5 protein-coding genes are annotated in these 5976 nt (G+C 74.4%); 4 read left to right on the top strand and 1 reads right to left on the bottom strand.

Features of this window, described 5'->3' with window-relative positions:
- A partial coding sequence (locus IFT36_RS14745; protein ID WP_200413520.1) for a TetR/AcrR family transcriptional regulator occupies positions 1-585 on the bottom strand: 585 nt, incomplete at its 3' end.
- Between the two features lie 116 nt (positions 586-701).
- Between IFT36_RS14745 and IFT36_RS14740 the strand changes: the two genes are divergently transcribed.
- From IFT36_RS14740 to IFT36_RS14725, 4 genes are read left to right on the top strand one after another with little or no spacing between them, the layout of a single operon-like run.
- Positions 702-2339, top strand: coding sequence for an ABC transporter substrate-binding protein (locus tag IFT36_RS14740; RefSeq protein ID WP_056048356.1), 1638 nt, complete (start codon positions 702-704; stop codon positions 2337-2339).
- Positions 2340-2343: 4 nt separating this feature from the next.
- The gene (locus IFT36_RS14735) at positions 2344-3294 is read left to right on the top strand and encodes an ABC transporter permease (protein WP_307785125.1); all 951 of its coding nucleotides are present in this window, start codon (positions 2344-2346) and stop codon (positions 3292-3294) included.
- Positions 3291-4187, top strand: a complete 897-nt coding sequence (locus IFT36_RS14730; RefSeq protein ID WP_173152509.1) for an ABC transporter permease — start codon at positions 3291-3293, stop codon at positions 4185-4187. Before IFT36_RS14735 ends, IFT36_RS14730 begins: the two co-directional genes overlap by 4 nt.
- A complete protein-coding gene (locus tag IFT36_RS14725; protein WP_200413518.1) occupies positions 4184-5914 on the top strand; it encodes a dipeptide ABC transporter ATP-binding protein in 1731 nt (576 codons plus the stop codon). Before IFT36_RS14730 ends, IFT36_RS14725 begins: the two co-directional genes overlap by 4 nt.
- Positions 5915-5976 lie beyond the last annotated feature (62 nt).

The following is a 5976-nucleotide window of genomic DNA, read 5'->3' as shown; positions in this document are numbered from 1 at the left end:
CACGGCCGCCGCGACCACCGGCCCGAGGGGGCCGCGCGACACCCCGGCACGCGCCCAGTTCGCGATGGCGGCCGCCGCCGCCGCGATCAACGTCGACCCGATCACCTGTGCCGCGAGATCCGACCGATCCCGCCCCGACCGCTCGGCCACGTACGATGCGACCGCCCCCTGCTGACGCACGAACCGGACCGCGGCCGAGGCGACGAGGTCGTCGCCGAGGGCCATCGCCTCGGACTGGGTCAGGGCCCAGGGCACGCGTTCGGGGTCGTGGGCCTCGGCGAGCGCGACGAGTGCGGCCTCGACCGCGCGGACCGGCGACAAGTCGGAGGAGGCGCGCAGCAGGTCGCCGAGTTCGGCGAGGCTCCGGTCGAGGTCGAGCCAGAAGAGGTCGGACTTGGCCTCGAAGTAGTTGAAGAACGTGCCACGGCTGACGCCGGCCCGACGGGCGATGTCGTCGACGGTCGTCCCGGCGTAGCCGTTCTCGAGGAACAACTCGGCCGCGGCGTCCGCCAGCATCTCGGCGGACGAGCGGCGAGGTCGGCCGACCGGCCGCCGAGGGCGGGTGGCGTCTGGTCCATCTGACATGGCCACCATCATGCCGCTAGACTCGACGGCGCACTTGTTGCACCCGGTCCACGAATGCCGCCTCGTCTCGGCGTCGTCGGATCCCACCCGACGTCCCGTCACTCCCCCGGAGCCCCATGCGCAGCCGCCTGCCCGTCCTGATCGCCGCCACCGCCGTCGCGAGCCTCGTGCTCGCCGGCTGCACGAGCGGGGGCGACCCCGACACCTCGTCCACCCCGGTCGCCGGGGGGACGCTGACCTACGCCTCGGGCGACGCCGAGCCGACCTGCCTCGACCCCCACGTCGGCGGCAACTACCCGCAGGCACTCGTGTCGACGCAGTACCTCGAGTCGCTCGTCTCGAAGGACGCCAACGGCGACATCGTCCCGTGGCTGGCCGACTCGTGGCAGGAGGGCTCCGACGGCCTCAGCTGGACCTTCACGCTCAAGGACGGCGTCTCGTTCACCGACGGCACCCCCTTCGACGCCACCGCCGTGGCGGCCAACGTCGCCCATCTCCAGGACCCCGCGACGCTGTCGTCGACCGGGTACCTCGCCCTCGGGAAGGTCACCGGCGTCGAGGCGGTCGACGCGCGCACGGCACGCTTCGACCTGAGCGAGCCCGACAGCGCCCTGCTCGAGTCCCTCTCACAGCCCTGGCTCGCGATGGAGTCACCCGAGGCCCTGACCCGGAGCCAGGAGGTCAACTGCGAATCACCGGTCGGCACCGGTCCGTTCGCGGTCGAGTCGTGGACCAAGCAGCAACAGGTCGTGCTCACCCGCAACGACGACTACAGCTCGCCGCCGGCCGATGCCGGGCACCAGGGGCCCGCCCACCTCGACGAGATCGTCTGGCGCTTCATCCCCGACTCGGCGTCCCGCTACGCCGCGCTGCAGGCCGGCCAGGTCGACGTGATCGACAACGCCCAGCCCGACACCCTCGTCGCCGCGGCGAAGGACGACTCGCTCGACGAGATCGACGCCCCGCGCCCCGGCGCCTCCAACCGCATCGAGCTCAACGCCGGCAAGGCGCCCTTCGACGACGCGAGCGTCCGCGAGGCGTTCATCCGCGGTGTCGACGTCGACTCGGGCATCGACTCGCTGTTCTTCGGCACGGCGAAGCGGTCGTACAGTCCGCTGTCGAGCGTCGAGCCGCTGGCGTTCTCCGACGAGTCGCTCTTCGACGTCGACACCGACGCGGCGAACGACCTGCTCGACGAGGCCGGGTGGAGCACCCGCGACGCGGACGGGTACCGCACGAAGGACGGCGTGCGACTCGCCGCGACCTTCCCCGTGAGCACGAACCAGTCGATCCCCGCCGAGCAGTCGCTGTTCGAGCAGGTCCAGGCCGGCGCGAAGGACCTGGGCTTCGACGTCACCCTCGAACCCCTCGACCTCTCGAGCTGGTACGGCGCCCTCGCGGCGAACGAGTACGACCTGGTGAGCGCGCCCTACACGAAGGTCGGCCCCGACGTGCTGCGCATCCTCTACGACAGCGACGGCATCACCCCCGCCCCGAGCGGCTACTTCGCCAACCTCTCGCAGACGAGCGACCCGGCCCTCGACGACCTGTTGACCCGCGCCTCCCGGACGAGCGACGCCGACGAGCGCGCCGACCTCTACCAGCAGGCCCAGCAGACCATCCTCGAGGGATGGCATGTCCTGCCGCTGTACGACCAGCAGAACCACTACCTGGTGCGCTCGGCCGTCCAGGGCGTCCGGGCCCTGCCGACGGTCCAGGCACCGACGATGTACGACGCCTACAAGACGAGCTGATCGAGTGCTTCCGGGGCGGTGGCGACGGGCGGGTCGGTGGCTCGTCGGCCGCCTGCTCGGCGCGGTCTTCGTGCTCTGGGCCGTCGCGACGCTGATCTTCTTCGCCATCCGGCTCGTCCCGGGCGACCCGGCCGAGGCGATCCTCGGCGGTCCGGGGTCGCAGGCCTCGGCCGAGGCCCTCGACTCCGTCCGTCGGCAGTACGGCCTGGACCAGCCGTTGTTCGTGCAGTACCTCGCGCAGCTCGGACGGCTCGCCACGGGCGACCTCGGGACGTCGTACTCGCTGCGGACCGACGTCGGCCGGTTGCTGCTCGACCAGTTGCCGGGCACGATCGGTCTCGCGCTCCTCGCCCTGGTGGTGGCCTGGTCGATCGCGATCGCGACGGCCTGGTGGGCGACCCTCGGCGGCCGGATCGCCTCCGCGGTGTCGTCGGGTCTCGAGGTCGTCGCCTCGGCCGTGCCGCACTTCTGGCTGGCGAGTCTGCTCATCCTCGTCTTCAGCACCCGGCTCGGGCTGCTGCCCCCGGTGAGCACGGGAACCCCCGCGGGACTCGTCCTGCCGGTCGTCACCCTGGCGATCCCCGTCGCCGGGTTCCTCGGGCAGGTCACCCGCGACTCGCTGCTCGACGCGGCGGCCACCCCGTTCGCCCTCTCGGCACGTGCCCGGGGCGAGGGCCCGTCGGGACTCTTCGTCCGCCACCTGCTCCGACACGCGGCGCTGCCCGGGCTCGCCCTGTCGGGCTGGGCCTTCGGCTCGTTGCTCAGCGGCGCGGTCGTGGTCGAGTCGGTCTTCGCCCGCCCGGGTCTCGGTCGCACCCTGCTCGGCGCGGTCACGCTGCGCGACATCCCGCTCGTGACCGGCGTCGCCCTGGTCTCCGCGCTCGCCTACGTCGTCGTGGTCGCGCTCGGCGACCTGGCCGAACGCGCGGTCGACCCGAGAGGACGCGCGGCATGACGGCGCTGCCCGACCTGCCCCGGGGTGCCGACCCGGCCCGCGCCTCCTCGTCCCGCACCGCCCGGCGGCGCCTGCCGCTCGGCCCGACCGAACTCGTGGCGGCCGCACTGCTCTCGCTGCTGGTCGTGATGGCGGTCGCACCGGGCCTGTTGGCCCCCGCCGACCCGCTCGCCGTGTCGCCGACCGACGCGTTCGCCGGTCCGTCGCTCACGCACCCGTTCGGCACCGACGAGTCGGGGCGAGGCGTGTGGACCCGCGTCGTCCACGGAGCCGGTGCCTCGCTGACGATCGGCCTGGTCGCCACGATGATCGGGACGGGACTCGGCGTGGTCCTCGGCGTCCTGGCGGGCCTCGGCGGTCGCGGCCTCGTCGGCCGCGCGACCGACGCCGGCGTGAGCCGCGTCCTCGAGGTGCTCTTCGCCCTGCCCGGCCTCCTGCTGGCGCTCGTCGTCATCGCCTTCACCGGGCCGGGGGCCGTGCCGGCGACGATCGCCGTCGGCCTCGCGACCGCGCCGGGGTACGCGCGGATCGTCCGCAGCCAGGTGGCGGCCGTCCGCCGGTCGCCGATGGTCGAGGCCGCGACCGTGCTCGGCCGTCGCCCCGGGCTCGTCCTCGTGCGTCACGTGCTGCCGAACGCCCTCGCCCCCGTGGTCGTGCTCGCCACGCTGGGTCTCGGTCAGGCCGTGGTCTGGGCCTCGTCGCTGAGCTACCTCGGGCTGGGGTCACCGCCCCCGGCACCCGAGTGGGGCGCGATGCTCTCGGCCGGGCGCACGTACCTCGCGGTCGCCTGGTGGATGACCGTCTTCCCGGGGCTCGCCGTCGTGGTGACCGCTGCCTCGGCCACGGTGCTGGGGCGAGGTCTCGCACGACGCGGACGAGGAGGACGGCGATGACCACGGACCCGCTGGCGACCGGTGCCGCTCCCCGCGACCGGCACCGCGCCTCCTCGGACGACCTCGTCGTCGACCGCCTGCACGTCACCTTCGGCGGGATGACGGCCGTCGACGACGTGTCGTTCTCGATGGGTCGCGGCGAATGCGTGGCCCTGGTCGGCGAGTCCGGCTCGGGCAAGAGCGTGACCGCGCGGGCCCTGCTCGGGCTGACCGGTGGCACCGTGACGGCCGACGCCCTGCGGCTCGGTGACGACGACCTGCTCACCCTGTCCGAACGGGGCTGGCGTCGGCTGCGGGGACCGCGCATCGGACTCGTGCTGCAGGACGCCCTGGTCTCGCTCGACCCCCTGCGCCCGGTCGGCCGCGAGATCGACGACGCGCTACGACTGCACACGCGACTCTCGCCGGCCGCCCGCCGAGCCCGCGTGCGGGAGGCCCTCACCGAGGTCGGCATGCCCGACCCCGAGGTGCGCCGGAGCCTGCGGTCGGGCGAGCTGTCGGGCGGACTGCGGCAGCGGGCGCTCATCGCCGCGGCCCTCGCCCTGCGACCCGGCGTGATCGTCGCCGACGAGCCCACCACCGCCCTCGACGCCGAGGTGCAGCGTCTCGTCGTCGACCGACTCGCCGCCCTGCGCGACACGGGCACGGCCGTCCTCGCGATCAGTCACGACCTCGGGGTCGTCCGGCGCCTGGCCGACCGCGTGGTCGTGATGCGCGACGGGCACGTCGTCGAGCAGGGTGACACGGCGACCGTGCTCGACTCGCCGCAGGCCGACTACACGCGCATGCTCATCGCCGCCCTGCCCGGCGGAGCCCCGCGGGGTCGGCGCCTCTCCGCCCCCGTGACCTCCGACGGCCCGGACGCAGGAGGCGAGCCCGCGTCGACGACGCCGGTCGCCTCCGACGCGCCCGGCCCAGGAGGCGCTCCCAGCCCGTCGACGCCGGTCGCGGCGACGACTCCCCCGTCCGGCCCCGTCCTCCTGGCGACGGGCCTGCGCCGGGTCTTCCCGGGGCGCCGGGGGCCCGACCGGGTCGCCGTGGACGACGTCTCGCTCTGGCTCGGGGCCGGCGAGACGCTCGGCCTCGTCGGCGCGTCGGGCTCGGGCAAGACGACGACGGCCCGCCTGCTGCTCGGCCTCGACGACCCCGACGCCGGGACGGTCGACCTGCTCGGCACGTCCTGGGCCCCGGCCCGCGAGCGCGACCGTCGGACCCGCCGCGGCGACCTCGGCGCCGTCTACCAGGACCCCTCGAGCTCGTTCGACCCCCGGTTCACGGTCGGCCGTCTGCTGGCCGACGCGCTGACGTCGGGCCGCAGCACGCGCCTCGGTCCCGTCGAGCCCGAGGTCGTCGCCCTGCTGGCACGGGTCGGACTCGACGCCGACACGGTGACGCGTCGGCCCGACACCCTGTCGGGCGGACAGCGGCAGCGGGTGGCGATCGCGCGCGCCCTGGCCCCGCGGCCCCGCGTGATCGTCTGCGACGAGCCGGTCTCGGCGCTCGACGTCTCGGTCCAGGCCCAGGTGCTCGACCTCCTCGACGAGCTGCAGCGACAGGACGGGCTCGCCTACGTCTTCATCTCGCACGACCTGGACGTCGTCGAGCACATGTCCGATCGCGTCGCCGTGATGCACGAGGGCCGGATCGTCGAGCAGGGCCGCACGGCCGACGTGTTCTCCGCCCCGCAGCACGCCCACACCCGCGCCCTGCTCGCCGCCCGCCCCTAGCCGGGCCCTGCCCCTAATCGGCCCCTGCCCCGGGGCGGACGCGGCCCGGCCCGCCGGGGCGG

It is taken from the genome of Frigoribacterium sp. CFBP 13605 (genome assembly GCF_014839405.1).
Taxonomy (GTDB): domain Bacteria; phylum Actinomycetota; class Actinomycetes; order Actinomycetales; family Microbacteriaceae; genus Frigoribacterium.
Note: the sequence above shows the minus strand (reverse complement) of the source record. Positions and strands in the feature narration are given on the sequence as shown.

Coding starts and splice junctions, on each gene's coding strand:
- IFT36_RS14740 (WP_056048356.1), top strand. CDS start 702: ATGCGCAGCCGCCTGCCCGTCCTGATCGCCGCCACCGCCGTCGCGAGC.
- IFT36_RS14730 (WP_173152509.1), top strand. CDS start 3,291: ATGACGGCGCTGCCCGACCTGCCCCGGGGTGCCGACCCGGCCCGCGCC.
- IFT36_RS14725 (WP_200413518.1), top strand. CDS start 4,184: ATGACCACGGACCCGCTGGCGACCGGTGCCGCTCCCCGCGACCGGCAC.